27 protein-coding genes are annotated in these 25,760 nt (G+C 69.1%); 9 read left to right on the top strand and 18 right to left on the bottom strand.

Translation table 11 applies throughout. From position 1 onward, the window contains the following. Positions 1-9 precede the first annotated feature (9 nt). The 6 genes from ACIBK4_RS16325 to ACIBK4_RS16300 all read right to left on the bottom strand — a co-directional run bounded on the left by ACIBK4_RS16325 (position 10) and on the right by ACIBK4_RS16300 (position 6,880). Positions 10-873 (bottom strand): bifunctional 5,10-methylenetetrahydrofolate dehydrogenase/5,10-methenyltetrahydrofolate cyclohydrolase, encoded by an 864-nt coding sequence (locus ACIBK4_RS16325; protein WP_398995384.1) that lies wholly within the window; start codon positions 871-873, stop codon positions 10-12. A 110-nt stretch (positions 874-983) separates the two neighbouring features. After that, positions 984-1,892, bottom strand: a complete 909-nt coding sequence (purU, locus tag ACIBK4_RS16320; protein ID WP_398995382.1) for a formyltetrahydrofolate deformylase — start codon at positions 1,890-1,892, stop codon at positions 984-986. After that, entirely contained in the window at positions 1,889-2,761 is an 873-nt protein-coding gene (locus ACIBK4_RS16315; RefSeq protein ID WP_398995381.1) for a methylenetetrahydrofolate reductase, read from the bottom strand. The genes purU and ACIBK4_RS16315 overlap by 4 nt, the downstream gene beginning before the upstream one ends. A gap of 170 nt (positions 2,762-2,931) precedes the next feature. After that, complete coding sequence (locus tag ACIBK4_RS16310; RefSeq protein WP_398995380.1) at positions 2,932-4,275, bottom strand: aminomethyl transferase family protein; 1,344 nt, start codon at positions 4,273-4,275, stop codon at positions 2,932-2,934. A gap of 112 nt (positions 4,276-4,387) precedes the next feature. Beyond that, positions 4,388-5,359: a dihydropteroate synthase gene (gene folP, locus ACIBK4_RS16305; protein WP_398995379.1), complete on the bottom strand. Its 972-nt coding sequence runs from the start codon at positions 5,357-5,359 to the stop codon at positions 4,388-4,390. Between the two features lie 87 nt (positions 5,360-5,446). Continuing rightward, positions 5,447-6,880: an NAD-binding protein gene (locus ACIBK4_RS16300; protein WP_398995378.1), complete on the bottom strand. Its 1,434-nt coding sequence runs from the start codon at positions 6,878-6,880 to the stop codon at positions 5,447-5,449. A 491-nt stretch (positions 6,881-7,371) separates the two neighbouring features. Between ACIBK4_RS16300 and ACIBK4_RS16295 the strand changes: the two genes are divergently transcribed. Next, positions 7,372-8,271 carry a LacI family DNA-binding transcriptional regulator gene (locus ACIBK4_RS16295; RefSeq protein WP_398995377.1) on the top strand — a complete coding sequence of 300 codons (900 nt, stop codon included), beginning with the start codon at positions 7,372-7,374 and terminating at the stop codon, positions 8,269-8,271. Positions 8,272-8,805: 534 nt separating this feature from the next. Further along, positions 8,806-10,149, top strand: a complete 1,344-nt coding sequence (locus ACIBK4_RS16290; RefSeq protein WP_398995376.1) for an aminomethyl transferase family protein — start codon at positions 8,806-8,808, stop codon at positions 10,147-10,149. 144 nt (positions 10,150-10,293) lie between these two features. Here the strand turns inward: ACIBK4_RS16290 and ACIBK4_RS16285 are convergent, their stop codons facing one another. Beyond that, positions 10,294-11,247 (bottom strand): sugar ABC transporter substrate-binding protein, encoded by a 954-nt coding sequence (locus tag ACIBK4_RS16285; protein ID WP_398995375.1) that lies wholly within the window; start codon positions 11,245-11,247, stop codon positions 10,294-10,296. A gap of 959 nt (positions 11,248-12,206) precedes the next feature. On the opposite strand from ACIBK4_RS16285, the gene ACIBK4_RS16280 reads away from it, so the two are divergent. Next, positions 12,207-12,596 (top strand): ATP-binding protein, encoded by a 390-nt coding sequence (locus ACIBK4_RS16280; RefSeq protein WP_398995374.1) that lies wholly within the window; start codon positions 12,207-12,209, stop codon positions 12,594-12,596. Between the two features lie 112 nt (positions 12,597-12,708). Here the strand turns inward: ACIBK4_RS16280 and ACIBK4_RS16275 are convergent, their stop codons facing one another. Then, positions 12,709-12,885: a CsbD family protein gene (locus tag ACIBK4_RS16275; RefSeq protein ID WP_398995373.1), complete on the bottom strand. Its 177-nt coding sequence runs from the start codon at positions 12,883-12,885 to the stop codon at positions 12,709-12,711. 181 nt (positions 12,886-13,066) lie between these two features. Here ACIBK4_RS16275 and ACIBK4_RS16270 point away from each other — a divergent pair, with 181 nt between their 5' ends. The 3 genes from ACIBK4_RS16270 (at position 13,067) to ACIBK4_RS16260 (ending at position 14,829) form a co-directional block, all read left to right on the top strand. Further along, positions 13,067-13,237, top strand: coding sequence for a hypothetical protein (locus ACIBK4_RS16270; RefSeq protein WP_033279275.1), 171 nt, complete (start codon positions 13,067-13,069; stop codon positions 13,235-13,237). Positions 13,238-13,371: 134 nt separating this feature from the next. Continuing rightward, a complete protein-coding gene (locus ACIBK4_RS16265) occupies positions 13,372-13,725 on the top strand; it encodes a PRC-barrel domain-containing protein (protein ID WP_398995371.1) in 354 nt (117 codons plus the stop codon). Between the two features lie 264 nt (positions 13,726-13,989). Then, entirely contained in the window at positions 13,990-14,829 is an 840-nt protein-coding gene (locus ACIBK4_RS16260) for an RNA polymerase sigma factor SigF (protein WP_398995370.1), read from the top strand. A gap of 129 nt (positions 14,830-14,958) precedes the next feature. Here ACIBK4_RS16260 and ACIBK4_RS16255 read toward each other — a convergent pair whose 3' ends face one another. The 5 genes from ACIBK4_RS16255 to ACIBK4_RS16235 all read right to left on the bottom strand — a co-directional run bounded on the left by ACIBK4_RS16255 (position 14,959) and on the right by ACIBK4_RS16235 (position 18,324). After that, a complete protein-coding gene (locus ACIBK4_RS16255; RefSeq protein WP_398995369.1) occupies positions 14,959-15,159 on the bottom strand; it encodes a hypothetical protein in 201 nt (66 codons plus the stop codon). Further along, positions 15,156-16,343 (bottom strand): AI-2E family transporter, encoded by a 1,188-nt coding sequence (locus ACIBK4_RS16250; protein ID WP_398995368.1) that lies wholly within the window; start codon positions 16,341-16,343, stop codon positions 15,156-15,158. The genes ACIBK4_RS16255 and ACIBK4_RS16250 overlap by 4 nt, the downstream gene beginning before the upstream one ends. A gap of 94 nt (positions 16,344-16,437) precedes the next feature. Beyond that, the gene (locus tag ACIBK4_RS16245; RefSeq protein WP_398995366.1) at positions 16,438-17,454 is read right to left on the bottom strand and encodes an iron-containing redox enzyme family protein; all 1,017 of its coding nucleotides are present in this window, start codon (positions 17,452-17,454) and stop codon (positions 16,438-16,440) included. After that, positions 17,451-17,663 (bottom strand): CDGSH iron-sulfur domain-containing protein, encoded by a 213-nt coding sequence (locus tag ACIBK4_RS16240; RefSeq protein WP_398995364.1) that lies wholly within the window; start codon positions 17,661-17,663, stop codon positions 17,451-17,453. The genes ACIBK4_RS16245 and ACIBK4_RS16240 overlap by 4 nt, the downstream gene beginning before the upstream one ends. Then, complete coding sequence (locus ACIBK4_RS16235; protein WP_398995362.1) at positions 17,644-18,324, bottom strand: HemK2/MTQ2 family protein methyltransferase; 681 nt, start codon at positions 18,322-18,324, stop codon at positions 17,644-17,646. The genes ACIBK4_RS16240 and ACIBK4_RS16235 overlap by 20 nt, the downstream gene beginning before the upstream one ends. A gap of 323 nt (positions 18,325-18,647) precedes the next feature. On the opposite strand from ACIBK4_RS16235, the gene ACIBK4_RS16230 reads away from it, so the two are divergent. Further along, entirely contained in the window at positions 18,648-18,818 is a 171-nt protein-coding gene (locus ACIBK4_RS16230) for a hydrophobic protein (protein WP_366434564.1), read from the top strand. Positions 18,819-19,193: 375 nt separating this feature from the next. Beyond that, on the top strand, positions 19,194-20,411 hold the full coding sequence (locus tag ACIBK4_RS16225; RefSeq protein ID WP_398995361.1) for an MFS transporter: 1,218 nt from the start codon (positions 19,194-19,196) through the stop codon (positions 20,409-20,411). Positions 20,412-20,443: 32 nt separating this feature from the next. On the opposite strand, the gene ACIBK4_RS16220 is transcribed toward ACIBK4_RS16225, so the two are convergent. The 3 genes from ACIBK4_RS16220 to ACIBK4_RS16210 form a co-directional block, all read right to left on the bottom strand. After that, a complete protein-coding gene (locus ACIBK4_RS16220) occupies positions 20,444-20,746 on the bottom strand; it encodes a YciI family protein (RefSeq protein ID WP_398995359.1) in 303 nt (100 codons plus the stop codon). A 4-nt stretch (positions 20,747-20,750) separates the two neighbouring features. Then, positions 20,751-21,746, bottom strand: a complete 996-nt coding sequence (locus tag ACIBK4_RS16215) for a class I SAM-dependent methyltransferase (protein ID WP_398995358.1) — start codon at positions 21,744-21,746, stop codon at positions 20,751-20,753. 165 nt (positions 21,747-21,911) lie between these two features. Next, positions 21,912-23,303: an MFS transporter gene (locus tag ACIBK4_RS16210; protein ID WP_398995356.1), complete on the bottom strand. Its 1,392-nt coding sequence runs from the start codon at positions 23,301-23,303 to the stop codon at positions 21,912-21,914. Between the two features lie 225 nt (positions 23,304-23,528). Between ACIBK4_RS16210 and leuC the strand changes: the two genes are divergently transcribed. Beyond that, positions 23,529-24,923: a 3-isopropylmalate dehydratase large subunit gene (gene leuC / locus ACIBK4_RS16205; RefSeq protein WP_398995354.1), complete on the top strand. Its 1,395-nt coding sequence runs from the start codon at positions 23,529-23,531 to the stop codon at positions 24,921-24,923. 19 nt (positions 24,924-24,942) lie between these two features. On the opposite strand, the gene ACIBK4_RS16200 is transcribed toward leuC, so the two are convergent. Beyond that, the gene (locus ACIBK4_RS16200) at positions 24,943-25,170 is read right to left on the bottom strand and encodes a 4-oxalocrotonate tautomerase family protein (protein ID WP_398995352.1); all 228 of its coding nucleotides are present in this window, start codon (positions 25,168-25,170) and stop codon (positions 24,943-24,945) included. A 74-nt stretch (positions 25,171-25,244) separates the two neighbouring features. Then, positions 25,245-25,625, bottom strand: coding sequence for a RidA family protein (locus tag ACIBK4_RS16195; protein ID WP_398995351.1), 381 nt, complete (start codon positions 25,623-25,625; stop codon positions 25,245-25,247). Positions 25,626-25,760: the final 135 nt, after the last annotated feature.

Genomic DNA, 25,760 nt, shown 5'->3' with positions numbered 1-25,760 from the left:
CCAACTCGCTTATGCGGGAACGGTCTTGGGCACGGCGTTCCACTCGGCCGCACGGAGGGTGTTGACCATCAGCATGGCGATCGTCATCGGGCCGACCCCACCCGGTACGGGAGTGATGCGGCTGGCGATGCCGTCGAGTTCGGCGGCGCGGACGTCACCGGTCAGACCGTCGGGCGTGCGGTGGATGCCGACGTCGATGACCGTGGCGCCGGGCTTGACGTGTTCGGGGCCGATGAGCCCCCGTACGCCGGTGGCGACCACGACGATGTCGGCGGGGCGGGTGACGGCGGCGAGGTCGGCGGTGAACTCGTGGGCGACCGTGACGGTGGCGCCGCGCCGCAGCAGCAACTGGGCCAGGGGGCGGCCGACGAGTTCACCCCAGCCGACGACGGCGACGCACGCGCCCTTGATCTCGATGCCCTCCGCGTCGAGGAGTTCGACGACCCCGCTCGGGGTGCAGGGGCGCAACCCCCGTTCCCCGCGCGCCAGTCGGCCGGCGCTGGCCGTGGTCAGACCGTCGACATCCTTGGCCGCGGGGATCCGGTCGATCAGGGTCGCGGCGTCGAGCTGGGCGGGCAGGGGCAGTTGGAGGAGGATGCCGGAGACGTCCGGGTCGGCCGCCAACTCGTCGATGACCGCGGCGACTTCGCCCCCGGAAGCGTGCCGGGAGAGGTGCCGGTGGAAGTCGCGCATACCGGCCTCGCGGATGGCGCGCCGTTTGGCCGCGACGTAGACGGCGCTGGCCGGGTCGTCGCCGACCAGGATGGTCGCCAGTCCGGGCACCCGCCCGCGGGCCGCCGCCTCGGCGACCCGTTCGGCGACCCGGGCCCGGATGTCACGGGCGATCCGGGCGCCGTCGATGGTGGTTGTCATGATGGCGAACCGCTTTCTGCTGGTGAACGCTTCACCCGGTGAGGAGGACTGCTTGTCGAGGTCGCGGCACAACTACCGCTTCCTGGACGGATGTTGGGCCGATACGTGGTTCAGGCGAAGACGATGGTGTGCTTGCCGTTGCGGATGACCCGGTCCTCGGCGTGCCACAGCACCGCGCGGGAGAGGACGGCGCGTTCGACGTCGGCGCCGCGCCGAGTGAGGTCACCGGCGGTGTGGGCGTGGCTGACGCGCACCACGTCCTGCTCGATGATCGGGCCCTCGTCGAGGTCCTCGGTGACGTAGTGGGCGGTCGCGCCCACCAGCTTCACTCCCCGTTCCTTGGCCTTGGCGTACGGGCCGGCACCGATGAACGCGGGCAGGAACGAGTGGTGGATGTTGATGATCGGCACGCCGACCCGCTCGATGAAGTCGCCGGAGAGGATCTGCATGTAGCGGGCGAGGACGACGAAGTCGACGTTGTCCTTGAGCAGCCGCAGGTGTTCGGCCTCGGCGGCCGACTTGTCCGCGCCCATGGACGGCACATGGAAGAAGGGGATGCCGAACGACCGCACTTCCTCTGCCGTGTCGGGGTGATTGGAGATCACCATGGCGATACTGACGGGGAGTTGACCCTGGCGATGACGCCAGAGCAGGTCGAGCAGGCAGTGGTCGGACTTGGAGGCGAAGATCGCCACCCGCTTCGGCACGGACAGGTCGCGCAGGGTGTAGGAGAGGCCGTACGGCTTCACCAGTTCCTTGTCGAAGTCGGCGCGCAGAGCGGGCAGTTGGGCCCGCAGACCGTCGAGTCCGAAGACGGTGCGCTGGAAGAAGGCACCGCCCTGCGGATTGTCGGAGTACTGGTCGAGGGAGACGATGTTGGCGCCGTGCCGGCCGAGGACCGAGGTCACGGCCGCGACGATGCCGGTGGCGTCGGCGCCCTGGACGATCAGCGACGCCTGGTGCCCCGCTCCCCCGGTCTTCTTGGCGGTGCTGTCGGGGGCGGCCTGCGTGACGGTCATACGAGGTTGTCCTTCCTGAACTGTGCGATCCACTCGGACGTGGCCCGCAGCCCGCCGAAGGTGTAGAAGTGGATCTTTATGTCTCCGTGGCGGGCCGGGTCGTAGCCGTCCGCGAGCGCGCGCAGGAACTTGTCGGGGCCCGCGGTGCCCATCAGGTTGGTGATGGACAGGCCGTACTTCTTGGCGATGGAGGCGCTGGTGCCGACGCCGAACCGGGTGGCGTACGACATCAGCCGCCGCACACCGGCCGGGCCGGGGACGCCGATCCGGACGGGCAGCGTGATGCCCTCCGCACGGACCTTCTCCAGCCAGGCCAGGACGGGATCCACGTCGAAGCCGAACTGCGTGATGACACTGCCGTCGAGTTCCTGCCCGGCGATGGACGCGCTCTTCTCCCGCAGCGCGGACCACAGCACGTCCCCGGCGATGTCCGGGTGGCCCTCGGGATAACCGCTGATGCTGACGTGCCGGACGCCGTACTCCCGCAGCAGTCCCGTCTCGATCAGCGCGAGTGAGTCCTCGTAGGGACCCTCGGGGTGGGTGGGATCACCGCCGACGGTGAAGACGTTGGCAGCGGTGCCGTCGGCCCGCAGAGCGGCGAGGAACTCCTCGAACTCACCCTGCGAACCGAGGCGCCGGGCGGAGATGTGCGGCACCGGCACGAAACCGAGCCGCTTCACCGCCCGGGACGCCTCCAGGCGCATGGCGAGGTTCTCGTTGCCGAGGAAGGTGACGTTGATGCGGGTCCCCTGCGGGATGGAGTCCCGGGCCTCCTCCAGCTTCGGAACGTCCTTGCCTGTCATCTCCAGGGAGAAGTCCTCCAGCAACGATGTACTCACCGCCGCCGAGGCCGTACTGAAGGGGTTCATCGTGCTCCTTGTCGATAGGAAAGGGGGCTCCCGCCCCGGAGAAGGGGAAAACGGGCAGGGTGGGGCGCGCCCCCTAGGGGCGCGAGGCTGTATCGATATGCGGCTCCGCCGCGTGAGCGCGACCAGCCACAACGAACCCGCAGACGACGCACCCGCACCCAGCGGAGCGCTTACGCGTTACGCCGGTACTCGGTACGCGCATGCCGATCGAAGGGGCTGACCTGCACGGTCGCGCGGATCCGCGGGAACCCGAGGTCGGCCTCGGGGTCGGTACCCAGCCCCGGGTGCTCACCCCACACCACGGTCACCTCGGTACCGGGCTCGGCGTGCGCGGAGTCGATCAGCGTCTGCGCCAGAACCGTGCCGACGGGGTCGATCGACGCGGTCTGCATGGTCGTACCGACCAGTCCGGCCGAGGTCTCGACGCGGTGGCGGGCGTAGGTGAGGACGAAACCGGGGTCCTCTCCCCCGCCGACGACCCGGCGCACGTCGTCGGCGTCGAACACCAGCGTGACCTTGGTGCGGCGGGGTTCGTCCTTGGCCTTGAGCAGGGCGTCCCGGCCATGGAAGTCGTGCCCGAAGTGGATCAGCTTGCCGTAGCCCAGCTCGTACGGGGAGACGTAGTAGTCGGCGATGTCCTCCGAGAAGTAGCTGCCGTTGAGGGGACGCTTCCCCTCGATGCCGAACAGGGGCAACCAGGCGCGGTATTCCGCGAGTTCGGGGTCGACGTAGATGCCGGGGACCGGCGAGGGGATCCAGCCGCTCTCCACGCTCGGCGTGGTGTACGCCAGCGCGCCGACCTGGACGAGGCCCAGTGGTTCGCCGGCCTTGAGGAACGCCTCGTGCACGTACGCCGCGTGCTCCCACGGTCCGATGAACTCGTAGCCGGCCTGCCCGGCCATGCCGTGGCGCAGCGCCTCGAAGGAACGGCCGTCCAGGGTGACCGGCGTGGAGTGGAAGAACTTGGTCTCCGGCAGCGGCCCGCCGAAGACCTTCTCGATCACCTCCAGCGCCAGCGGACCCTGGATCTGGTAGCGGAACAGCTTGGGGTCACCGCCGCCGGGACGGAAGGCGGACGACGCGTCGGTCTCGAAGCCGACGTCGTAGCCGCCCTTCTCCGCGTGGTACTGCACCCAGTGCTGGGCGGCGGGGACACCGCTGAGGAGGTACTTGTTCTCGGCGTGCCGGGCGAGGATGCCGTCGGTGACGATCTTGCCGTCCCGGGTGACCGGTACGTACTGCTTGGCCTGGCCGATCGCGAACTTCTCGAAGTTGTTGGCGCCGTACTCGGCCAGCACGCGGGTGGCGTCGGGGCCCTCGATCCACAGGTCGAACATGTGGTGCGAGAGGTTGAGCAGCGCGACGCCCTCGTGCCAGGCCGCCTGCTCCTGGCGCCAGCCGACGTACTCCCGCTCGACCACCTCGGGCGTCCACGGCTCGGCGTTCGGCTGCCACAGCAGGCCGATCGGCGAACCGGCCTTGTCGATGCCGTCCTGAAGACTGGGGATTGCCATTGCGGCTCCTCTCAAAGCCATCTCCCTGAAGCACTAGATCGATCTAGTGACGCGGCTCGTCACCTCGTGATCGGCTGACTTCGGGAAGGAAAAGGGGGATCGCTAGAACGATCTAGCGCAAGCTAGCAGAAGCATTTGGAGCTTGGCGAGACTCGTGCGGCGCCTTTCTGTACGGGCTCCGCACGACGGTCTCCGACGCCGAGACCTGACGGTCGCCCGCCCAGGCCGCGGCCATGCACACCGCGTGCAGGCTGGAGCGGACGTCGTGCACGCGCACGCAGAACGCGCCGGCCGCGGCGGCCAGCGCGGACACCGCCGCACTGGCCGCGTCACGGTCGCCGGGCACGGAGTCCACTCCCGCCCGGTCACTCAACGCGGCACCGATGAAACGCTTCCTGGACGCCCCCACCAGCACGGGGAAACCGGTGGCCCGCAGGGCGGGCAGATGCGTGAGGAGCTCCCAGTCGTGGGGGGCGTGCTTGGCGAACCCGATTCCGGGATCAATGATGACGCGCCGCGGATCGATTCCGGCCGCGGTGAGTGCCTCCACGCGCCGCAGCAGTTCGGAGGTGACCTCGCCGACGACATCGCCGTAGACCGCGTGTCGGTCCATCTCACGACTGGGCGCTCGCCAGTGCATCGCCACGTACGGCACTCCGGCCTCCGCGACGACGGCGGCCATGGCGGGATCCGCCAGCCCGCCGCTGACGTCGTTGACCAGACACGCGCCGGCCTCGATCGCGGCCCGGGCGACCGCCGCGTGCATGGTGTCCACGCTGACGGCCACCTCCGCGCGCACCAGCTCCCGCACGACGGGTACCACTCGGGCCAACTCCGCCTCCACCGGGACGGGTTCGGCTCCCGGCCGGGTGGACTCGCCGCCCACGTCGACCAGGTCCGCGCCCTGCTCGGCGAGCCGCAGGCCTTGTTCCACGGCCCGTTCGGTCTCGGCGTACCGGCCGCCGTCGGAGAACGAGTCGGGCGTCACGTTCAGGATGCCCATCACCAGACATCGGTCGGGCTGCGGGAGTCCCGCCGGGCCTCTCGGGGGTGGTTGCGCGAACGCGCATCGCATGTCGATCATCGGTCGAACGACCTCCTCCGCTGCGGGCCGTCCGCCCTGCGAGCTGGAAAAGCTAAATCGATATAGCGAATACGTTACAACGGATCGCTAAATCGTTCTAGCCCTCTGCGGTTCAATTTCGTCGCCGGTCGTCCGACGCCACAACTCGACGTGGGCGCAGCGGTCGTGACCGGCCAGAGCGCTACGACGCCAGACCCCGGACGTGTCCCGCAGCCGGATCTCGTCGCGATGGGCGACCACGTCGCCGACCGGCTCGGCGCGCAGCCGGGCGACCACATAACCGGCGGCCAGACCGGTGATGTCGCGGACCACCCCCATGGGCAGCAGCGAGCGCGTCTCGGCGATGGCGTCGTCCTCCCCCGCGCGCATGACCACGCGGATGTGCGGCGCGACGCCGTGGGCGGCGAGGGCCACGGCCACGTTGTCCAGATCGTCGGAGCCGACGGCGGCCAGCGCCCGGGCGTGACCCAGGCGGAGCCGTTCCAGTACATGGCGGTCGCCACCGTGCCCGTCCATGACCGGAATGCCGAGCGTGCGTGCCAGCCGTGCGGTGCCGGCCCGCGGGTCGCGTTCGACGCCTACGACGGGGATGCCCAGTCCTTGCAGCTCGACGCAGAGCCGCATGCCGACCTGGCCCATGCCCACCACGATGACGTGCCCCGCGCGGGGCAGGGTGCGCGGCCCGATCAGCCCGATCAGCCGCGGACCGAGCATCCGCTCGACCACTCCCGCGGTGAAGAAGGCGGTGAAGACGACCGTGCTCAACATCGCGAGGACGGCGAAGAGTTGGTAGCCGTGGGCATCAGCCGGCGCGGCGGCCGGGCCGACACCGGCCACGACCCGGGCGGCCTCGAACAGCGCCTCGGACGGGCGATGACCGGCCGCCGTGAGCCACCCCCAGTCGACGGCGAGTACGACGAGCATCGCGAGCATGCCCAGGACCAGCAGCCGGGTGCCCGGGTCGTGGGAACGCAGCTGGAACCCGACCCACCTTCTGCGGTACCGGCGACGCCACCGCCCCGGCAGGACAGATTCCTCCGCCTCCAGGACACCGTCGCGCTCCCGGACGACCTGGACACGCTCTCCGCGTCGGCGGGCGGCGACGAAGGAGGGGTCCAGGCACGGGCCGGCCAGGGACGGCGCCGCGAGGTCGGCCGGCGAAGTCACGTCGCACTGCGGCAGGAGGCGGGCGAGCTCGTCGGCGATCGTGCGATCGAAGATCGTGACGATCAGAGGCAGGTCGGGGGCGATGTGCGCGACGGCCAGCGCGTAGCGCAGGGCCGCGACGTCGTCATGGAGGAGTACGGCCACGCCCGCCGGCCGCAGCGCCAGCGCCGCGCGCAGTTCGGGGTCACGGGGACGCGGGAGGTGCCGCACCACGTCGGACGAGGCGTGCAGGGCACTGCACACCCGACCGGCCAGGTGCGTGTCGCCGATGACGACATACGGACGGACGGGGCCGTGATGCGTGTGATGCGCAAGGTGCTTGTGGTGCGCGTGATGCGTGGGATTCGAGGTCATGGGGTCGATGTCCTGCCTTGAGAGATGCTTCAGAGATGACGGTGAGCCGATGGGCGGCCGACCGGCTGGAGCCCGTCCGCGAAGCCGAGCCGGTCGTCAACGGGCCTTCGGCCGACGGTGATCGTCGACGATGACCGACGGGGGTGCCACGGCCGGCCTTCCGACGGCGCCGCGGCGCACCACCCCTCGCCCGTCTCGGTAAGACGGCTCGGCGCGACGACGCGAGGACACGGAGAGACGCGGAACCCCCGATACGGGCCCGCTTCAGGCTCCTGACCCCCGCCGCGCCGTACCGTACGGTTCAGTGCCGTACGAAGCAAGGCAATTCGGATCCGGCAGAACCGGTGCACTCGGCATCCCGTGGCCGCCGGTGCTCCGGCTCCCGTCGGCCTCCTTACAATGAGTGAACGCCGTGTCGCCGGGACTCAGGTGCGCATGACAACGTCGGAGCAGGGGTGATGGGGACGTCCAGAAGAGTCACGCTGAACGATGTGGCCGCGGCCAGCGGAGTTTCTCGCGCCACCGTCAGTTTCGTTCTCAACGACGACCCTCACCAGACGATCTCCGCGGCCACGCGTGACCGGGTGAAGGAGGCGGCCCGAACGCTCGGCTACGTTCCGCACGGCGTGGCGCGAGCACTGCGCGAGGGGACCTCCCGCGTGGTCGTCCTGAACATCGACGCGGGCATGGAAGGCGCGTACTCCCGCAGCTACATCCACGGCCTCGACGCGGAACTGGCCGCCCACAACCACGTCCTCCTGGTCCGGCACGGCCACCACACCGAACAGTCCACCCAGCAGGTCCTCGACGCCATCGTCCCCCGCGCGGTGATCCGCTTCGGCGAGACCTACCTCACCGGCCACGCACTCGACGACATGGGAGGCGGCTGGCGCAACGGTCTCGCCGCCCACACCGCCCTCCAGCTCCGCCACCTCGTCGACCACAACCACACCCGCATCGCCGTGGCACTGCCGGACACCGAGTCACCGCTCGCCGCGACCCGCCTGCGCTTCACCGGACACGCGGCGCAGAACCTAGGCATCCCCACTCCGGTGTCCTTCGTCGCCCCGCAGGACCGTTCCGCCTGCGCCGCCGCCGTCAGCGCCTTCCTTTCCGGCGCCCCCGAGGTGACCGCGATCGCCGGCTTCAACGACGACGTCGCCCTGCGCGTCCTCACCGCCCTGCGCGACCTGGGCCGACACGTACCCGACGACACGGCCGTGATCGGCTTCGACGACAACGGCTACGGCGAACACGTCATCCCCTCCCTCACCACGATCAACGTCGACGGCGAGGCCCACGGCCGACTCAGCGCCCGCCTGGCCCTCGGGCTCGACACCAGCGGTCTGGAGCCCCCGCCCGCACGAGTTGTCGTCCGCGAATCGGTCTGACGGGACGGGCCACTCCACGGTTGCGGTTTCGCCGTACGGTCGTGGAGCTCCGCGGCATGACCGTGCGCCACGCGCTGTCGCCCAGGAGCTCACAACCATGAGTTCCGACAACTTCGGTTCCTACGACTGGAATACGCCGCCCCGACCGAAGTAATGGCTGAGCCGATCACGCGCCGCCGGAACTTCCCAGCCGGACCGGCAGAGGTGCCCCGGAAAAGCGCAGGCCCGAAGCTCATGCGATCCGGAACGTGAACTGCGGCCCGGCGCCGTCGGCCATCCGCTCCAGAAATTCCGCGCCCGGTCCCTTGAGCGCATCAGAAGTGTAACGTACCGTACAGTTCACGCCGCCGACGAAGGCTTCCGCTCCTTTCGGCGTGCCCGCCCGTTCGTGCTGTACCCATCAGCCGCGACACCCCCGAGCCGGGTCACTCACGACGCCAGGCGCCGCAAACGGCTACGCCCCGCCGCCACAGCGGCCGGCAACACGCCCTTGCCGCCGCCCCCCTTACGCATCGCGACGACATGGAGAAACCGATGGCACATCTCGAAGACCAACTCCAGGCGGCCGGAGGCCCGTTGGGCCTGCTGCGCAGCGGCCGTTCCGGTGCCTACCCGTTCCCGATCAAGGCCGAGTTCACCAACTGGCGTGACGAGCAGGAGAGTTGGCGCACGTCGGCGGCGCTGATGGACCTGTCCCACCACATGACCGACCTCACGGTCCAAGGACCCGACTGCTACCGGCTGTTGGCCGATGTCGGCGCCAACACCTTCCAGGGCTTCGGCCCGATGAAGGCCAAGCAGTTCATCGCGGTCAACCACGACGGCTACATGATCGGCGACTGCATCCTCTTCTGCCTCGCCGACAACCACGTCCGCCTCGTCGGCCGCCCGCCGGCCCTCAACTGGGTCCAGTTCCACGCCGAGACCGGCGGCTACGACGTCACGCTGCGCCGCGACGAACGCACCGCGCAGAACCCGAACGGCCGCGAGTTCTTCCGGCTCCAGCTCCAGGGCCCGCACGCCGCGGCGATCTTCGAGAAGGTCAACGGCGGCCCCATGCCCGACATCCCCTTCTTCAGCATGGGCAAGTTCAACATCGGCAAGCACGAGGTCACCGCCCTCAACCACCGTATGTCGGGCTTCCCCGGGCTGGAGTTCTTCGGCCCCTACGAGCACATCGACGACGTACGCGACGCCATCCTTGAAGCCGGCGAACCCTTCGGAGTCCGTCAGATCGGCGCCCGCGCCTACGCCTCCGTGGCCACCGAGTCCGGCTGGATCGCCAACACCGTCCCCGCCGTGTACTCGGGCGACAGCATGAAGACGTACCGCGAATGGCTCGGCGTCAGGACCTTCGAGGCCAACCTCTCCCTCGGCGGCAGCTTCGACTCCGACCGCGTCGAGGACTACTACGTCACCCCCTGGGACCTCGGCTACGGACACATCCTCAAGTTCGACCACGACTTCATCGGCCGCGAGGCCCTGGAGCGCCGCAAGGGCGAGAAGCACCGCCGCAAGGCATGGCTCGCCTGGCACCGCGACGACGTAGCCCGGGTCTTCGCCTCCCAGTACGAACAGGGCGACCGGCGCTTCAAGCACATCGAGATGCCCGCCGCCTTCTACGCCGCCTCCCAGTTCGACCGCGTCGAGAGCAACGGCCGCCTCGTCGGCATCTCCACGCTGTGCAGCTACACCGCCAACGTCCGCGGCTGGATCTCCGTCGTGATGATCGACGACGACGTGCACTACGGCCAGCAGGTCGAGCTGGTCTGGGGCGAACCCGACGGCGGCTCGGCCAACCCCACCGTGGAACGCCACGCCCAGACCACCATCCGCGCCACCGTCACCCGCAGGCCCTTCGCCGGCGACAAACACTGACACCGGCCGGCTACGACAACTCCCCCGCGCCCGGTGGGGTACCAGGCAGGCGGCTCCCGCCTGGTACCCCGCCCGCATCGCTCCCCCGCCACCAACTCGGCCTGTCCCACCAGGTCTTAGGACGCCCCGCCTCGACCTGGCCGATCAGTCATCCGTATCGCAGTACACAGACGCTGTGTCCGCGTTGGACTTGGTCACCAGACGGGCATCGATGTGTTCGATCTTGTCCTTCTCCTCGCCGCGCAGCAGAGCGAGGGTGTGTGTCACCGCCAGCGCTCCCAAGTCCTGGACCGAGTTGGAGACCGTCGCCGCGAACCTGCCGTCCTTGAGCGCGGCGAGTCCCTGGTCGGTGCCGTTGACGGTCACGATCTTCACGCTGTGGGCGCCCGCCGCATCGAACGCCTGCCGCACGCCGAAGGCCATGTCCTCGTTGGCCACGAACGCGTACCGGAGGTCGGGGTGAGCCTGGATCATCTTGGCTGCGGCAGCCTTGGCCGTCGCCCGGTCGAACATGCCCCGCTCGTCCCCCACCACCCGCACATTGGCTGCCAGGTTCTTGGTGAATCCGTCGACCATCAAGTTGGACGACGTACTCCCGTCACCGGAGACGACACCGGCCTCGACCGGTTTGCCGGCGGCGTCGTCGTCGACCCATTGGGCGTCCAGCTTGCCTATCCCGGGCAGGTCGCTGATGACGGCGCCGAGGATCTTGCTGTCGTCCGACGGCGTCACCGCGATCAGCGCGATGGGGATCTTCGCCTTCTGCGCCGCAGCGATGTCGGCGTCGAGGGCACTGGCGTCCACACTGAGCAGGATGATGGCGTCGACCTTGTGCGCGATCATGTCCCGCACGTTGCGCAGTTCCGCGGACTTGCTCCCGTTCGAGTCGGCGGTCCGCAGTTTTGCCAGGTTGTTCGACGTGGTCTTCGTGACCGCCGTCCGCAGGCAGGTGTGGAACGACGTGGTGCCCCCGTTGATGAACCCTAAGACGACAGGGCCGGTGGTGTGGGTGCTGTCGGTGGGAAGCAGAGTGCATCCGGTGGCCAGGAGACCGAGGCCGACGGCGGTTGCGAGCAGTCGTCTGTTGGAGCGGGGCATGAGTAGGGAGCCTTTCTGCTGCACGTGACGTCGTTGTCGAGGCAGACAGCGCTGGGCTGTCGCAGGGAACCCTGCGATGGGGGACGAGGTACGGGATTGTCGTCGCCGAGGCAGACGATGGTGATGCGGATCCGGGCAAGGGCGAACCGTCGGGGTGACGAGGCGCGGACGGGTCGCAGGATGGGCGTGTAGTGCTCGACGGGGCCGATCGGGCGGTGGCGGGCTGCGAAGGAAGCGGCTGTCGAACACTCCGCCACTCCGCGGTTCTGACGCCCAGGCACGCGCGCCCCGCACCACGTCGTCGGCGGTGCTTCGAGTTCGGCGTAAGCATCGCCAGTCAGCATCCGCACCAAGCCAATACCGACCAGGCCGATCGACGCGCACTTCGCCGACGTGTACTTCGTCAACGCGCACTTCATCGTCGCGCTGACCGAGCGGGGTGGCCTTTCGACACCGTGGCCGGCAGAAGGCGATGGCCATCATCGCGCTCGACTCCGCCCCTTTGACCTTGCGTAAAGCGTTGCCGTCCTGAAACGCGGCCGTTCTCACGAGGCTCGCTTTCGTCCGACGTTCACTCAGCCATGAACTGGAACGTTCTAGTGGCAACGCAGAAATATCCTCCTCCGCGCGATTGGCATGGTGGATACCGGGGCAAAATACGTAGCCGAATTTGACCCAGGCGGAAGCTAGCAGAGCGAATCTCGGGATGGCGAGGGCACGGTAGCGCAACCTTTGCTTGCGCTCCGCGTGCTTGCGCATCCGTACCGCACCACCAGCCGGCGCCATCGCCCGTCCCGCATCTGCTCCGACTCTGAACCCCACTGCCGAACCTCTCGGTGCGCGCGTCCGCGGCCGACGGCTTCACCGAGGGCCTGTCACCTCGTGCTTAACGGGCCACAGGCGGGGCACAAGATCCGGCAGGCAGAACCGGACAACGATCGAGAGACCGGGGAGACCTGATGAACACGATGAGCGTCGACGTCGCAACCGTCCGCTCCGCGACATCCGTCGCCAGTGCACGCGAAAGCGCCCGGGACTTTCTCGGCGCTCTCGACCATCCGATAGCGGCCGAGGCCGCTGACGCCGTGACCTTGGTCGTCTCGGAACTCGTCACCAACGCCCTGCGCCACGGCGGCGGCACCTGCACCCTCGACCTGACCGCCCACCCGGACGGCATCGAGGTGGCCGTGCACGACCGCAGCCCCGAAACACCGCGCATGCGCACCCCCGACCTGAACGGCGGCACCGGAGGCTTCGGTTGGCCCATGGTCAACCGCCTCGCCCAGGCCACCACCGTGACCAGCCAAGCGGCCGGCGGCAAGACCGTAAGCGCCCTTCTCGCCCGGTGAGCCGGTGAGGCCGAGCCCGTGAAACAGCACGAGTCCCGGCAGCCAACGGGCTGCCGGGACCGGGATCAGGAGTCGGGATCAGGAGTGGTGCCCAACTTGGGCTTGTGGTGCCCTACTTGGGCTTGATGGCGTCCTTGGCCTTCTCCTTGGCCGCGCGCAGGTTGCCCTTGGTCTCCTCGACACGGCCCTTGGCCTTGAGGGACTTGTTGCCCAGCGCTCCGCCGACGACCTTCTTCACCTTGCCCTTGGTCTGCTCGACCTTGGCCTTGGCCTTCTCGTTCGCAGCCACAACCACTCACCCCTGCCTGTCTCGAATTGGGTTCGCCTCCCGTCTCACCGCAGATTCCACCTTCAAACCGGGCAGTTGCCGTACGGACTTTCAGCAGCGCCGGGCCGCCCAGGAAACACATAAGACACGCAGGAATACAGATCATTCCGCGGGGCACACGAGGGGGCGGAGGTTGATAACAATGGTTCCTATTCTTCTTGTTCTTCTGCTTGCCCTGATCCTCTTCGGTGCCGGTTTCGCACTCAAGGCTCTGTGGTGGATCGCTGTCATCGTGCTGGTCGTGTGGGTCCTGGGCTTCGTGATCCGCCCTGCGGCAAGCGGTGGCAAGCGCGGCCGCTGGTACCGCTGGTAGGCGGGCCTGGTAAGCGGGCACTGAATTGAACAACACCCGCGATTGAACAACACCCGCGAATTCGACAGCACCCGCACGAATCCGCAGTTCGACTGCGGGAACAATAAACAATCTCGATGAGGGAGCCGTTCTTCATGAGTGCCAACATCTGGGGCTACCAGCCGACCACCGGCCACATCGCGGGCACCGACCTGATCGGATACACGGTCGAGGCCACCGACGGCAGCATCGGCAAGGTCGACAAGCACTCGGACGACGTCGCCTCCGCGTATCTCGTCGTCGACACCGGCGTGTGGATCTTCGGCCAGCACGTCCTGCTGCCCGCCGGAACCGTGAACTCGGTCGACGAGGCCGAGCGCAAGATCTACGTCGGCCTGACGAAGGACCAGATCAGGGAGTCCCCCGAGTTCGACAAGGACAAGCACATCGGGGACGCCGGCTACCACCAGCAGGTCGCCGACTACTACCAGACCCAGCGATGCGTCTGACGTAGGCGTAGACATCAGCCCGAATGCGGGGCCGGCCGGAGACACTCCGGCCGGCCCCGCATTCGTCGTCCAGATCCAGGAGGGGGCGACCAGGACGTGAGACGGACGGGCGGGCGGACGAGCCGGTGGACCCCTTCCTACGACAGCCGACGGAACCGATCTGAAATCACCTGGTGTGCATCCCACGAACCCGGGTAGGCCGATCATTGTCGGTAGACAAGGAACCGGCGGCACGGGGGCTGGATCACTAGGGAGGGGCCTGACATGACAGTGACGAAGACGGCAGACGCACAGACCCGGGTGCTGCCGGAGATCGCGGACCCCTCGCAGGTCGCACCCAAGGACGCCCGTGAGCTGACCAGGGTGTTCCTCGACCAGCTCGCCGTTCTCGAAGAGGGCACGCCCGAGTACCAGTACGCGCGCAACACCCTCATCGAAATGAACATCACGCTCGTCCGGTACGCCGCCTCGCGGTTCCGCAGCCGCGGTCAGGACGAGATGGAGGACATCGTCCAGGTCGGCACGATCGGGTTGATCAAGGCCATCGACCGGTTCGAACTCACCCGCGAAGTCGAGTTCACCTCCTTCGCCGTCCCCTACATCGTCGGCGAGATCAAGCGCTTCTTCCGCGACACCTCCTGGGCCGTCCACGTCCCCCGTCGTCTTCAGGAAGCCCGCATCCAGCTCGCCAAGGCCAACGAAGAGCTCCGCAGCCGGCTCGGCCGTATGCCCACCGTCAAGGAACTCTCCCAGCTGATGAGCCTCAGCGAGGAAGAGGTCAACGAAGCGCGCCTCGCCTCCAACGGCTACAGCTCCGCCTCCCTCGACGCGGCCATCAGCTCCAGCGACGACGGCGAAGCCGCGCTGGCCGACTTCATCGGCTTCGACGACAACGCCCTCGAACTCGTCGAGGACTTCAACGCCCTGGCCCCCCTGATCGCCGAACTCGACGACCGCGAACGGCAGATCATCCACATGCGGTTCGTCGACGAACTCACCCAGGCGCAGATCGGCGAACACCTCGGCGTCTCCCAGATGCACGTCTCCCGCCTGATTTCCCGCACCCTCGCCAAACTCCGCGCGGGCATGCTCACCACCAACTGACCACACCGGTCGGCAACCACCGCTCTCCGTCCCCGTCGGTCGCACCACGTCGGCGAAGACGCGGGGGCCGACCTGTCCGAGGTGGTCGGCAGGTCCTTGTAAACGGCCCGGACGCCTACGGTCTCCAGTTCAGCGCGCGGGATCCCGCGCGCTGAACTCGACCGTCACGGGAGTTACCCCGCCGGCCAACTCCCTTGCCTGACGGACCGAGTTGGGGGCGGGTTCGCCATTGGTCACGTCGTCCGCACCGCTCGCCGAGGTCACCAGGACGATGGCCCAGCCGTGCCCGACGACGAGTTCAGCCGAGGGTCCATACCGCTGCCGCGTCACTTCCGTTCCTTCTCCGGAAACACGTACTCGTCGAGGAGCAGGCCCGCCGCGACGGCCGCCGGGATGGCCACGAGGGCCCCGATGATGCCGAGGAGCGCGCCGCCGACCAGTACCGCGAGGACAGTGACCAGCGGGTGGACGTCGACGGCGAACTTCATGGCCCGGGGCACGATGAGGTAGTCCTCGGCGAGCCGGAAGACGACGTAGAAGACGGCGGTCGCGATCGCTATGGGGAGCGACACGGAGAGAGCTACGAGGCTGACGACGATTCCGGCGAGAGTGGAGCCGACGATCGGGATCAGATCCATCAGGGCGGTGAAGATGCCCAGCGCGGCGGCGTACGGGACGCCGGTGGCCGCGCACCAGCCGAAGGTCGCCACTCCGGCGATCCCGGAGGTGACCAGGTTGCCGAGCATGAACTTGCCGATCCGGTTCATGATTTCCTCGGCCACACCCTCGACGCGCTCGCGGCGGCTGGCCGCCACGAAGCGGTAGCCGAACTGTTTGATCGTCGGCAGGGCCGCCATGCAGTACAGGGTCACCGTGATCACGATCGCCGTGGACGTGACCGTGCTCAGGACCAGCTGCCCGGCACCCAGGACGCCTCCCGCCAGACCGGACGCTCCGGATCCCGAGCCGATCTGCTGCTTGGCCTTCTCGACCACGTGGTAGCGGTCCTCCAAGCGGCCGATCGTGGACTGGTGGTTGTGGAGCTGCTCCAGCCAGCCCGGCACCGCGTCGACCAGCGCGCTGATCTCCTTGGCGACCGGCGGAATGACCAGCGCCAGGAATCCCGCCAGCACGACGACGAACCCCGTCAGGACGATCGCGACGGCCCAGCCGCGCCGCAACCCCCGGCGCGTGAACCAGACGACGAGCGGTTCCAGGCTGATCGCGATGAACACGGCCAGCAGGAGCAGGGTCAGCATCGAGCTGACCCGCAGAACGGTCTGGACGGCGAGCCACGCCAGACTCGCCCCCAGCCCCAGAGCGAAGCCGACCGTCACCCAGGACCGCTTGCGCCCACCGCGTGCATCTCGTTGCGGGGGCTGCCGCGGCGCCTTCCGAAACTCCTCTACGGCGTCCGCCGACCCGGCGTCGGAGCCGTTCACGTCCGCCACTTCCGCCCCTTCCGGCCCGCCGTGTTCATCCCGGGCGGACCCGGACTCGGACTGCGCAGACATCGCGACGCCTCTCCTCGGCTGCCTCCAATGGGTGGGTGGCACCCGTCTCGGGTACCCAGACCCTCCGCTCGAACCGCGTATGCCCTGAGAGCCCTCACAACGGGGTGCGCAGTGAGCTACGGCCGTCTCGCCAGGCGGTGAGGAGGTGGTTGCCGAGGCGGTTCTCGGTCCATTCGGTGGCGTCGGCGCCGAAGGCGATGTCCGCGTCGAGGGACGGTTCGGTTTCGAGGAGGCCGCCTACGACGTCCCGGCGGACGATCTGCTCGTGGACCGCGTCGGCCTCGACGTGCTCGGCGTAGAAGTGGACGGCGGCAGGGCCCGCGCCGACCCGTCGCAGTCCCTGGGCGAGGCGTCGTGAACCGGGCGACGAGGTGGTCTCCACGGCCGCGAAGTGGCCCACCAGGGCTCCGCGCAGCGCTCGGTGCAGTCCGAACAGGGACATGAGGTTGACGTTCGTGAGCATCTCCGCGCCGGCCGCGTCGACGTAGCGCCCGTACGTGGTGTCGAGACCGAGGTCCGTCATCAGATCGGCGAACAGCCGGGCGTGGATGCGCTCGGCCCGTCCGGCGCCGAACTCGTCGTACTCCACGGCGACCATCGCGGCCTTCGCTCGTCCGGTCAGCCGCGGGATGACCCAGGCGTGCGGATCGGCTTCCTTCAGGTGATAGAGGGAGCGTTGCGCCGCGTACTCCCGGAACTGCCACAACTCCCCCTGTTCCTTGAGGAATTGAGACACCCCTTCGGGCTCCGCGGGTTCCACGAGAAGGTCCGCGAGCGCGTCCTCCGCCCTTCTCGGCGGGCCGACGTCGGCGCGGAGCGCGGACAGGAAGCGGTGCTCCGTCTCGGCCCGCAGCCGCAACAGTCCGGGGTCCCACTCCCACGCGGGGTCGACGCCGGCGAAACCGCGGTAGTGCAGCTCGTAGCAGAGGTAGAGGGCGAGTTGCAGATCGTCGCCGTACGGGTCGGCGTACGCCGCCGTCACCCGTTGCGGCAACGGTGTCCCGGCGGGGCGGGTCAGGGCCTGGCGGACCGTGCGGGAGAGTTCGCCCCTGCTGCGCGGCAGCGGGGGGCCGGTGGTGTGGTCACGGGCGGGCGGTGCGGTGGTGGTCATGGGGTCCGCCTCTTGGCTCGGGCACGGTGGCTGGTGTCGCACCAGGGGTAGGAACGGCTGCGCCGGCAGACGCAGAGGGCGACGACGAAGCGGTCCGAACGCACGGTGCGGCCGTCGTCGAGCACGACCTCGACCGGACCTTCGAGGAGGATCGGCCCGCCGTTCGTCACCGTGACGCGGTGCGCGGGCTCAACGGGTTCGTTCGGCACGGACGATCACCAGCTCTTCCTTCTCCTCGTCGGCGTCGACGAGCCCCTGCTCCCGCAACCACGAGGTGCGCGAGCGGAGTACGGGACCGAAGGGCACCAGACGCCGGTCGGTCACCCGGGCTTCCAGTCCCGACCGCTCCAGGGCGGCCAGGGTCGGTGCGATGCCGCATAGGGTGGAGTGCACGAGCAGCAGCACACCGCCGCGACGCAACGACGTGTGCGCCCTGCGGCAGATCCGGTCCAGCAGGAGACGTCCGTCGGCACCCGCGTCCCACGCCACCGCGGCACGATGGCGGCCGGGAACGGCCCCGGGCGTCGGGACGTAGGGCGGATTGCTCACGACGAGGTCGAACCGACGGCCGACGACCGGGCCGAACAGATCCCCGTGGAGGACTTCGACGGGCAGGCGCGCGAGCCGCGCGTTGAGGCGGGTGGCCAGGACGGCCCGGTAGGTCCGGTCGACGGCGGTGACGCGGGCGCCCCGCCGGGCGGCGGCCAGGGCGAGGGCACCGGAGCCGGTTCCTACGTCGAGGACGGCGGCGTCGGCGGGCAGGCACTCCCGGTCCAGCGCCTGGGCCAACAAGTCGGTGTCGTGCTGGGGCGCGTACACCCGCCACGGGGCCAGCACCGGGCCGCCCTCTCCGTCGTTTCGCGCCGTCATGCTGAGCACCCGTATACCTCACAGCCCGCGCCCCGAGCGTGTCACCGGACACACCCGTCGGGTGGCTCCATGCGAGGGGGCGCCTCACGGGCGAACCTCAGAGGGAACACCCGACCAATGCGTCACTGCCCCGAGTGCCCGGCGAACCGGACCTCACACGGCACAACGGACACTTCTACGATCATCAAGGCGCCGGAGCCGCGCACGGACCTCCGGTCTCCCGAGGCGGAAACCCGGCACCCGCCCCGACCTGCCGAGATCGGCTGCCGTAAGAGCGTCTGATCGGAACGATTCAGGGCACTCGGCAACGAGGAGGCGCAATCATGGTTCCCATTCTGCTGGTGTTGCTCGTGGTGCTGATTCTCTTCGGTGCCGGTTTCGCGGTCCAGGTTCTCTGGTGGATCGCTCTGGTCGTACTCGTCCTCTGGCTGCTCGGGTTCCTGGTGCGCGGGACGAGCGCGAGTGGAAGTCGGGGGCGCTGGTATCGCTGGTAGCCCTCTGCACGGCGGCCCGCGCACGGGTCGGACAGACCTCACGCACCACCGGGAGCAACGATGACCAAGCACGAACACGCACGGCCCACCCCTCCGTCGCAGGCTCCCGGGGAGAGCGGTGACGCGGAGGCCCGGGAAGAGGCGGAGGAAGCCGCACGTCCCCGCACACCTGAGGACGCTTCCGCATCGGACGGCGCCGAGGGACGGCCCTCCGAGGAGAGCACCCAGGCTGCCGTATCGGACGAATCGGACGCATAGCGTCCCCCGCGTGCGCGGGTGGTTCCGGACGCGACCAGCATTCAAGACGGACTGTCTCAGGTTTTGATTCGATGCCATAGTTGCTGCCTCCACCAAACTGATCGATGGAGGGGCATCGTGCGGCGTTGGATGATGCTGGCACTGGGGACTTCGGCGCAGACGGTGGCCTGCGTCTTCGTCTACGGACTGCCGTATCTGTCAACCGAGTTGAGGAAGACGAACGGGTTATCCCTGGCCGAGGTCGGGCTGCTCGTGGCCTGTCCCACCGTGGGGCTCATGCTCACGCTCGTCGCCTGGGGCGCGCTGGCCGACAAGTACGGGGAACGGATCGTCATCGCCTCCGGGCTCGCGGCGACGACCGTACTGCTCGCACTGGCATCGACATTGCACGGGCTGGTCACCCTGGGGGCGGTCTTCGCTCTGGCGGGTGCCGCGAGCGCGTCGGTGTACGCGGCGAGCGGCCGCCTGGTGGTGGGCTGGTTCTCCGCCAAGGAACGCGGCCTGGCCATGGGGATCCGGCAGACGTCGACCCCGCTCGGCATGGGCATCGCCGCCCTGGCTGTGCCGTCGTTGGCGGAACGGTCCGGGCTGACCGGCATGGTCGTCTTCGCGGCGTCGCTGTGCGGGGTCGTCGCCATCCTCGTCGGTGTCTTCGCGGCGGATCCGCCGCGGCCCGCGAGTTCCTCGGCCGACAGTGCCGCCGCGGTGGGGAACCCCTACCGCCGACCGGAGCTCTGGCGGATCCACGCCTCCAGCGCGCTGTTGTGCGTCCCCCAGTTCACCGCGAGCGCCTTCGGCCTGTTGTTCCTGGTCGAGGTCCGCGGCTGGAGTCCCGTGCACGCCGGTCAGCTGCTGGCGGGCGCGCAGGTGCTGGGTGCCCTCTCGCGCATCGTGGCGGGACGCTGGTCCGACCACGTGGGCAGCCGGGTCCGCCCGATGCGTCAACTGTCCGTCGGTATCGCCGTGGTGATGGCGGCGACCGCCCTCGGCGCGGTGTGGCCGTCGCCGCTGTCCGACGCGGCGATGGTCGTCGCGTGCGGCATCACCGCGAGTACGAACGGGCTGGCCTTCACCGCCACCGCGGAACTCGCGGGGCGGACCTGGTCGGGACGGGCCATGGGTGTGCAGAACACCGGCCAGAACCTGGCCGCCTCGCTCACCCCGCCGCTGCTCGGCGGACTCATCGGCGCGGTCGGGTACGGCTGGGGGTTCGCCCTCGCCGCCGCGGTGGCCGGTGCGGCGGCGTTCATGGTGCCGGTGCCGGAGAAGGAACCGTCCGCCGGAAAGTCCGCCGCCGCGGGCGAAGCACCCGCGGCGGCACAGAACAGCAGGTAGTGCGAACGGCGGCAGCCGACGGCGAGCAGCCGTCAGCCGCCGAGTTCCAGGCCCAGGGCGTCGGCGAGGGCCGGCCGGCATCGGGTGGGCGTGAGCTCGATCAGCTCGTGCTTGACCAGTCCGGCGACCAGATAGGGGTCGTTGCTCATGATCTCCGCGAGCTCGTGCCGGCCGACGCCCTGGGCAAGGATGAACCCGCCCGTGGCCGGTACGCGCCGTCCGCCCAGCTGGAAGACGCCGGACTTGAAGTGCTCGTCGACGAACGCGTAGTGGGCGTCACGCAGGTGCACGATCTCGGATTCCGGGACGGTGTAGGTCAGCAGGACCAGGAACATGGGATCAGCCCGTCTTCTGCGCCAACAGCAGCAGTCCGCCCGGGATGTTGGGCCGGACCGTCTTCCTGACGGTGAAACCGCCCTGCTCGAAGGCGTCCCGCCAGCCGTTCTCACCGAGCAGGCCCTGGCCCATCAGGGCGTGGATGAGGGTGAACTCCGGGGTGAAGGTCTCCGCGCCCGCCCGATCCCGCTCGGGCGGCAGCACCTCCGCCGCCAGGACGTGTGCGCCGACCGGGAGCCGACGGTGCAGCACGCGGAGGTAGTCGATGTAGGCGTCGAGTCCCTTCTCCAAGACCTCGTGCATGAAGAAGAAGCCGACGACGAGATCCACCGACTCCAGGTCCGGGATGGCCGCGGCGTCCGACGCGTCCGCCTCGACGACGTCGATGGTGTCGCCCAGCCCGGTCTTCTCCACCTCGCGCCTGGCCTCGGCGATCGCGTCGGGGCTGATGTCCACGCCCAGTCCCCGCGCTCCCTTGAGCTGACATATGCCGATGAGGTTGCGGGCATTGCCGCAGCCGAAGTCCGCGGCCTTCGTGTAGTCGATCTCGCCGAGGACGGAGTGCACGTAGGGCTTGAGGTCGTCCCGTCCCAGCTGCGCCGAGGACACGGCCACGATGCGCCCGTCCCGGGAGATGTCCGCGCCGTACCGGTGGGTGCCCGCGAGTAACTCGCCGAAGCGCCAGAACGGCTCACCGAACCCGCCGGCGATCCAGTAGATGTAGCCGCGGTCGCGCAGCAGCTCCACGCCGTACGGGCTGAGGTGGTACAAGTCGCCCTCGGGGACGACGACCCCGCGGTCGACCAGGTAGTGGACGGTGTCACGGGCCAACTGCCCGTTCCCGCCCACGTCTTCGATGCGGACGCCCTTCTCCTCCAGGGTCTGCAGGACGCCGGCGTCGTCGAGCGCGGCGAGCACGGAGCAGAGGATGTAGCCCTGCACCAGGTCGAAGGCGGGACGGCGGGGCACGCCCTTGGTCTCGTAGTCACCCTTGGCCATGGATCGCTTCTCCTTTTCCAGGCAGCGTTTTCCGGACAGGAATTTCCAGGCGGCGCTTTTCAGTCAGGGATGTGCGTCTGACGGCTTGGCGGAAAGTCGGAGGGTGCGTGCGGGCGGCGGCTTCGGAGATCGTTCGAAAGGCGGGGGGCTCGGGCGACCGTTGCCTCACGTCGTACCGGCGTTGTCCCTCACCTTCTGTTCGGACGGGGCGCCCGCCGTCCTGCGGGCCCGACGGGCGATCACCGCGCTCCCGGCCAGGCCGACGGTCTGGGCCAGTGCCATCAGCAGCAGAGCGACGCGCAACCGCCCCAGGAAGTCCGTCGAGTTGAGGACGGCGCCGAAGACCGCGACGGACAGCAGGCCCCCGGTCTGCCGCAGGGTGTTCTGCACGCCCGAGGCCAGACCGCCCTCGGTTCCGGACACGGTCGACACGACGATGGACACCGCGGCGGACGGTACGAAGGTGCTGGACACGCCCATCAGCAGGATGCCGACGGCGGTCCACCCGTAGGCGGCGTCCCCGCCGACGAGGAGGAGTTCGACAGTGCCGAGCAGGAAGCCGGCGAAACCGGCCGCCATCATCAGCGGATGGCCGTAGCGCTTGGACAGCGGGCGATACAGCACGAGCGGCGCCAGGACCGTGCCCACCGTGAGGGGGAGCAGCCCGATGCCGGTGTCGCCGGGCGACCAGCCGAGCCCGTTCTGGAAGTAGAGGGACATCACGAACAGGGCGCCGTAGAAGAGGAAGCCCGTCAGGCCCAGGGCCAGCAGGGCGAATGTGCGCAGCCGGTGTGCGAAGAACGACAGCGGCAGCAGGGGTCGGGCGGCCCGGCGCTCGACCGCCCAGAAGGCGACGCCGGTCACCGCGCCCGCCCCGAGCATCCCGAGCGTCCTCGCGGAGCCCCAGCCCTGTGAGCCGCCCGCGATGACGCCTCCGGTGATGAGACCGAGGGCCACGACGGCCAGTATCTGCCCCGGCCAGTCCACGCCGACCCGGCGCCCCCGGGTCTCCTCGACGCCGGCCCGCACCAGCACGATGCTCAGCGCGCAGACGGGGACGTTGATGAGGAAGACGCTGCGCCAACCGAACGCGTCGATGAGCAGGCCGCCCACGAGGGGACCCATCGCGACCGCGATGGCGGACGTCGCCACCCAGACCACCGCGGCCCGCTCCCGGTCCGCCCGCTCGGCGAAGATGTGCGGGATGAGCGCCAGTGTCGTCGGCAGCAGCGCGGCGGCACCCACGCCCTGCGCGACGCGGGCCGCGATCAGCGCGGCCGGTGTCGTGGCCAGGCTGCAGACCACGGACGCCAGGACGAACACGGTCAGCCCCGACAGCAGCGTCCGCCGCAGACCGATCCGGTCGCCGAGCGCGCCGCCGGTGAGCAGCAGCGCGGCGAGCGCGAGCGTGTAGCTGTTGAGCGCCCACTGGGCGTCGGCCATGGAGGCTGCGAGGTCGCGGCGGATGTCGGGCACCGCGACGTTGAGCACGCTCCCGTCGAGAATCACGGCGAAGTACCCCAGGCAGATACCCAGGAAGCCGATCCTGTTCCTCATCGTCGTCCCTGTCGATCGAACGTCAGCGCAAGAGGATCTTGAAGGTACGCGCACTCCACCCCCTTGCCTGAATACCAAGATTGGCCATCTTGAATCGTGAGACAGCGATGGCGCGTTCACGCACCCGACAGCCCTCGGTCGAGCGGGGTGCCAACGCTCTACCCGTCCGCTATTGTGCCCAAACAACGAGACATTCCATCTCTCTATGTGAGAAGGGGATTGACTATGGGGCGGACACTCGCCGAAAAAGTCTGGGACGCACACGTGGTTCGACGGGCTCCCGGAGAGCCCGATCTCCTGTACATCGACCTGCACATGCTGCACGAGGTGACCAGCCCGCAGGCGTTCGAGGGGTTACGCCGGGCAGGGCGCCGCGTCCGCCGTACGGACCTCACCATCGCGACCGAAGACCACAACGTGCCGACCACGGACATCACCCGGATCGCCGACCCGGTCTCCCGAGTGCAGTTGGAGACCCTGCGGTCCAACTGCGCGGAGTTCGGGGTGCGGATCCATTCGCTGGGCGACCCCGAACAGGGCATCGTCTTCGTCGTCGGCCCCCAACTCGGCCTGATCCAGCCGGGTATGACGATCGTGTGCGGCGACTCGCACACCTCGACCCTGGGCGCGTTCGGGAGCCTCGCCTTCGGCATCGGCACCAGCCAGGTGGAACACGTACTGGCCACGCAGACCCTCCCCCTGTCCCCGTTCCGGACCATGTCCGTCACCGTCGACGGCTCACTGCGCCCCGGGGTGACGGCGAAGGACGTCATCCTGGCCGTCATCTCCGAGATCGGGACCGCCGGCGGCCAGGGGCACGTCATCGAATACCGGGGAGACGTCATCCGCGGCCTCGGTATGGAGGGGCGTCTCACCGTGTGCAACATGTCCATCGAGGCGGGCGCCCGGGCAGGCATGATCGCCCCGGACGACGTCACCTTCGCCTATCTCAGGGACCGGCCGCACGCGCCGACCGGCGCCCAGTGGGAGGAGGCCGTTTCCTACTGGCGCACCCTCTACACCGATGACGACGCCGTCTTCGACCGTGAGGTCGTCATCGACGCGGACACGCTGACACCGCACGTGACGTGGGGGACCAACCCGGGGCAGGGGGCGCCGTTGGGCGGGACCGTTCCCGACCCCGCCTCGTTCGACGACCCGGTGGAGCGCTCCGCGGCCGAGAAGGCCCTCGCGTACATGGACCTCCGGCCGGGCACCCCGCTGCGTGACATCCCGGTGGACACGGTCTTCCTCGGCTCCTGCACCAACGGCCGTATCGAGGATCTGCGCGCCGCGGCGGACGTGCTGCGCGGCAGGCGGGTCGCCGACGGTGTCCGGATGCTGGTCGTCCCCGGCTCCGCGCGGGTCCGGCTGCACGCGGAGGCCGAAGGACTGGACCGGGTCTTCACGGAGGCCGGCGCCGAGTGGCGGTTCGCCGGCTGCTCCATGTGTCTCGGAATGAACCCCGACCAGCTCGCCCCGGGCGAGCGTTCCGCCTCGACCTCCAACCGCAACTTCGAGGGACGCCAGGGCAAGGGCGGTCGTACGCATCTCGTCTCGCCCCCGGTGGCCGCCGCCACCGCCGTCCGGGGACGGCTGTCGGAACCGGCCGATCTGTGACACGCCACCGGCGTCCCGCTCAGTGCTCCGGGCATCGGCACTTCCCGTCGAAGCCCTGGGCCCGGCGTTCGGAGACCGTGTAACCGGCGGCTCCCCAGTTGTCGAGCGGCACCTCCTGCACCACGACATAGATCCGCTCGGGTTCCTTGACGAGCACGTCGTGCAGGAGGTCCGTGACACCGGTGATCAGGCGCTTCTTCTGCTCCGTGGTCACCTCGTCGATGACCTGGATGGTGACGATGGGCATGGCGTACTCCTTCGTATGCGTCGCGCGGCTGGGAACTCGACTCGGAACGGAAGGGATCGCGAAGCGCCCGTGTGTCACGCGCCGGGGCGGTACGCGACCGCGGTGATCTCCACGAGCATGCCGGGCAGCAACATCGCGCCCAGGGTGGTACGGACAGGGCGCGGCTCGGCGAAGTAGTCGGCGTACACGGTGTTGAACCGCGCGAAGAGGCTCAGGTCGCTGAGGTACACCACACACGAGACGACGTCGTCCAGCGTGGCCCCCGCCTCCTGGAGCAGGAGGGAGATGTCCTCCAGCGTCCGACGGGTCTGCCGCTCGATCGTGTCCGTGTCGGCGGCGCCGTCCGGTGCGGGCGCTCCCCGGCCCGCGAGGTGGATCCACTCCCCCACGACCAGCGCGGGCGAGTACGGCCCCATCGGTGCGGGGAGTCGGGGGGAGGCGATGGCGCGGCGCATCAGCGGTCCGCCTGTTCGGCTTCCACGAGGAGTGCGGTCACGGTGTCTCCTTTCCGGACCATGGACATCGATCCGTCGCCCCCTGCCCGCGCCATCGGTGCGGCACACGGCCGGCGTCCCGCAGGAACCTCCTGA

Source organism: Streptomyces sp. NPDC050528, from assembly GCF_044457795.1.
GTDB lineage: Bacteria > Actinomycetota > Actinomycetes > Streptomycetales > Streptomycetaceae > Streptomyces.
Note: the sequence above shows the minus strand (reverse complement) of the source record. Positions and strands in the feature narration are given on the sequence as shown.

Bases quoted from the DNA above. Each gene is read 5' to 3' on its own strand.
- ACIBK4_RS16260 (WP_398995370.1), top strand. From the start codon at position 13,990: ATGACAGTGACGAAGACGGCAGACGCACAGACCCGGGTGCTGCCGGAG.
- ACIBK4_RS16200 (WP_398995352.1), bottom strand. From the start codon at position 25,170: ATGCCCATCGTCACCATCCAGGTCATCGACGAGGTGACCACGGAGCAG.
- folP (WP_398995379.1), bottom strand. From the start codon at position 5,359: ATGATCGACATGCGATGCGCGTTCGCGCAACCACCCCCGAGAGGCCCG.
- ACIBK4_RS16300 (WP_398995378.1), bottom strand. From the start codon at position 6,880: ATGACCTCGAATCCCACGCATCACGCGCACCACAAGCACCTTGCGCAT.
- ACIBK4_RS16235 (WP_398995362.1), bottom strand. From the start codon at position 18,324: ATGACGGCGCGAAACGACGGAGAGGGCGGCCCGGTGCTGGCCCCGTGG.
- ACIBK4_RS16210 (WP_398995356.1), bottom strand. From the start codon at position 23,303: ATGAGGAACAGGATCGGCTTCCTGGGTATCTGCCTGGGGTACTTCGCC.
- ACIBK4_RS16215 (WP_398995358.1), bottom strand. From the start codon at position 21,746: ATGGCCAAGGGTGACTACGAGACCAAGGGCGTGCCCCGCCGTCCCGCC.
- leuC (WP_398995354.1), top strand. From the start codon at position 23,529: ATGGGGCGGACACTCGCCGAAAAAGTCTGGGACGCACACGTGGTTCGA.
- ACIBK4_RS16285 (WP_398995375.1), bottom strand. From the start codon at position 11,247: ATGCCCCGCTCCAACAGACGACTGCTCGCAACCGCCGTCGGCCTCGGT.
- ACIBK4_RS16245 (WP_398995366.1), bottom strand. From the start codon at position 17,454: ATGACCACCACCGCACCGCCCGCCCGTGACCACACCACCGGCCCCCCG.
- ACIBK4_RS16230 (WP_366434564.1), top strand. From the start codon at position 18,648: ATGGTTCCCATTCTGCTGGTGTTGCTCGTGGTGCTGATTCTCTTCGGT.
- ACIBK4_RS16265 (WP_398995371.1), top strand. From the start codon at position 13,372: ATGAGTGCCAACATCTGGGGCTACCAGCCGACCACCGGCCACATCGCG.
- ACIBK4_RS16250 (WP_398995368.1), bottom strand. From the start codon at position 16,343: ATGTCTGCGCAGTCCGAGTCCGGGTCCGCCCGGGATGAACACGGCGGG.
- ACIBK4_RS16195 (WP_398995351.1), bottom strand. From the start codon at position 25,625: ATGCGCCGCGCCATCGCCTCCCCCCGACTCCCCGCACCGATGGGGCCG.
- purU (WP_398995382.1), bottom strand. From the start codon at position 1,892: ATGACCGTCACGCAGGCCGCCCCCGACAGCACCGCCAAGAAGACCGGG.
- ACIBK4_RS16290 (WP_398995376.1), top strand. From the start codon at position 8,806: ATGGCACATCTCGAAGACCAACTCCAGGCGGCCGGAGGCCCGTTGGGC.
- ACIBK4_RS16310 (WP_398995380.1), bottom strand. From the start codon at position 4,275: ATGGCAATCCCCAGTCTTCAGGACGGCATCGACAAGGCCGGTTCGCCG.
- ACIBK4_RS16280 (WP_398995374.1), top strand. From the start codon at position 12,207: ATGAACACGATGAGCGTCGACGTCGCAACCGTCCGCTCCGCGACATCC.
- ACIBK4_RS16220 (WP_398995359.1), bottom strand. From the start codon at position 20,746: ATGTTCCTGGTCCTGCTGACCTACACCGTCCCGGAATCCGAGATCGTG.
- ACIBK4_RS16325 (WP_398995384.1), bottom strand. From the start codon at position 873: ATGACAACCACCATCGACGGCGCCCGGATCGCCCGTGACATCCGGGCC.
- ACIBK4_RS16270 (WP_033279275.1), top strand. From the start codon at position 13,067: ATGGTTCCTATTCTTCTTGTTCTTCTGCTTGCCCTGATCCTCTTCGGT.
- ACIBK4_RS16315 (WP_398995381.1), bottom strand. From the start codon at position 2,761: ATGAACCCCTTCAGTACGGCCTCGGCGGCGGTGAGTACATCGTTGCTG.